Source organism: Carboxylicivirga litoralis (genome assembly GCF_025499605.1).
Classification (GTDB): Bacteria; Bacteroidota; Bacteroidia; order Bacteroidales; family Marinilabiliaceae; genus Carboxylicivirga; species Carboxylicivirga litoralis.
The window spans coordinates 1-1,949 of sequence record NZ_JAFMVC010000084.1 but is presented as its reverse complement, the minus strand read 5'-3'; the positions used below and the strand labels follow the sequence as shown (position 1 = coordinate 1,949).

1 protein-coding gene is annotated in these 1,949 nt (G+C 30.0%); it reads right to left on the bottom strand.

What is annotated here, in order from left to right; all coding sequences use genetic code 11:
- Positions 1–201: 201 nt before the first annotated feature.
- Positions 202–1,821, bottom strand: a complete 1,620-nt coding sequence (locus J1N10_RS20770; RefSeq protein WP_262328650.1) for a MutS-related protein — start codon at positions 1,819–1,821, stop codon at positions 202–204.
- Positions 1,822–1,949 lie beyond the last annotated feature (128 nt).

The window sequence follows — 1,949 nt, the reverse complement described above, 5'->3', positions numbered from 1 at the left end:
AGCAGAAAAAACCGAATTGAATGCAATTGAAATAAAAACGGAACGCAAAAAAGGCTGAATTGAAAAAAAATCAAAAAATTTTAATTTCTTTTTTCTCCGTTATTTTGCGTCAAAAAGTATAGTAAAATGTATGATAGGCAATTTTTAAAGACCACTTAAAAACCTTTGTAAAATACTGTATATATGTTTATTATGAATTATTTATTTTTCGTTCGGATATACTGTATATACATTGTTAGCCACAGTAATTTCATCCATTTTTTTTGAAATTTCAATCGCTTCATTTATCAAATCGTTTGGATAATCGTTAATTTGAAGAATCCGAATTGCATTTCTGTTTTTAAGTTTACCTTCTTTTAATTTATAATCAAAATCCACGTTATTGTCCTTCACAATCTCGCTGAAATGATATAGTTCATATTCGTCTGATAACATATCAGTCAATTCAATGTCATGAGTTGAAACAAATACAATATTATTATTTTTCGAAAGTGTTGAAAGAACTGCTTTTCCAGCCGAAATTCTTTCTATTGTGTTAGTTCCCTTAAAAATCTCGTCTAATAAAAATAGGTTTGGTTTTCCATTTGAACTTTTTTCAATCATTTCCTTAATAGTCAATACTTCCTCGAAATAATAGCTTTTATCGTTCATTAAATCATCACTAATCCTGATGGCTGAATAAATCCGCAACTTTGGAATTGACATAAGTTTGGCAAAACAAGTGTTTATTGTTAAGCCTGTAATCATATTTAATCCAATTGTCCGAATGAATGATGTTTTTCCAGACATATTTGAACCTGTCAACAAAATCGATTTGTCCGAAATCTCAATAGTATTTGTAATACAGTCAGGTATTAAAGGATGATAAACACTTTTTGCTGAAAGTTTTGATTTACTAATTTCTGGAAGACAATAATTATCTAATCCATTTCTTAGAGAAGCAATTGAAACTAAAACGTCAATTTCGCCAACAAAACTGAAAACATTTTCGATTTCTTTTCTCTTTGTATCAAGTCGCTTTAATACTCCGAATAGTAATAATGGCTCTAAAAGAAATGCAATTTTAAAGAGTTCTAAAATTCCCCAAAAAATTGCTTCTGATTCACTTTGCAGACTCGCTTCTAATCGAAAGAATGACATTCTATTACGTACTTGATTAATTATTCGGATAGAATTTGGCAATCCAGAGTCAAGTTCTTTAAATGCATGTTCTTTGAATAGATTATTTGCAATGTTATTTAATCTTAAGAGCTGTGGAATTGAACCAAGATATTTGTACAAATGTTTTTTGTTCCAATAATGAATTCCGATGTTAACCATAAAAGCACATAGAAAAACGAAAAACATCTGTGGATTAAATGGAATCATTATTAGTGACAACAAACTTGTAAATGACAACATCCGAATAACAAAAAACCATTTCGGCGGTTCCTGGTGTTCTTCTTGAAATAAAGATGAAATATAAAATACATCAGCTTTATTTAGTTTTTCAAGTTGCAGCTGAGTATTAATTCTGAAATCAATATCAGCTGTTAATTTTTGAATCAGCTCTTCTTTTTTGTCTTTGTTGCTGATATTATTTGGAATAGCACGCAAATTATTGTACAAACATTGTTGCCCAACTTTTGATGTTGTCCGGTCCAGAAACATGAACAATTCTTCAAAATCCAAGTCATTACAGGTTTTGTCAGAAAGTACTTGAAATGAATCGGAATTATCTTTGTTTAAGAAATATTTCTCAATCAAATCGAATCGGAAATCATCTTCTTTAAACTGTCCAAACGATTCTTTTAATTTCTCTATAATTTTCCTTTTTCGCATTGTTGTTATGTTGCAGGATTTTCGGTTATTGTGGCTAACGGTGTTTGCATGATGCTGTGGCCAGCTTTAATGGTGGCCATGCATTATTGCATGTTGTTAGCCCTCGTATTTTATTCTTTTTATTTGAA

Excerpts from the sequence above, each read along its gene's own strand:
- J1N10_RS20770 (WP_262328650.1), bottom strand. The coding sequence starts at position 1,821 with ATGCGAAAAAGGAAAATTATAGAGAAATTAAAAGAATCGTTTGGACAG.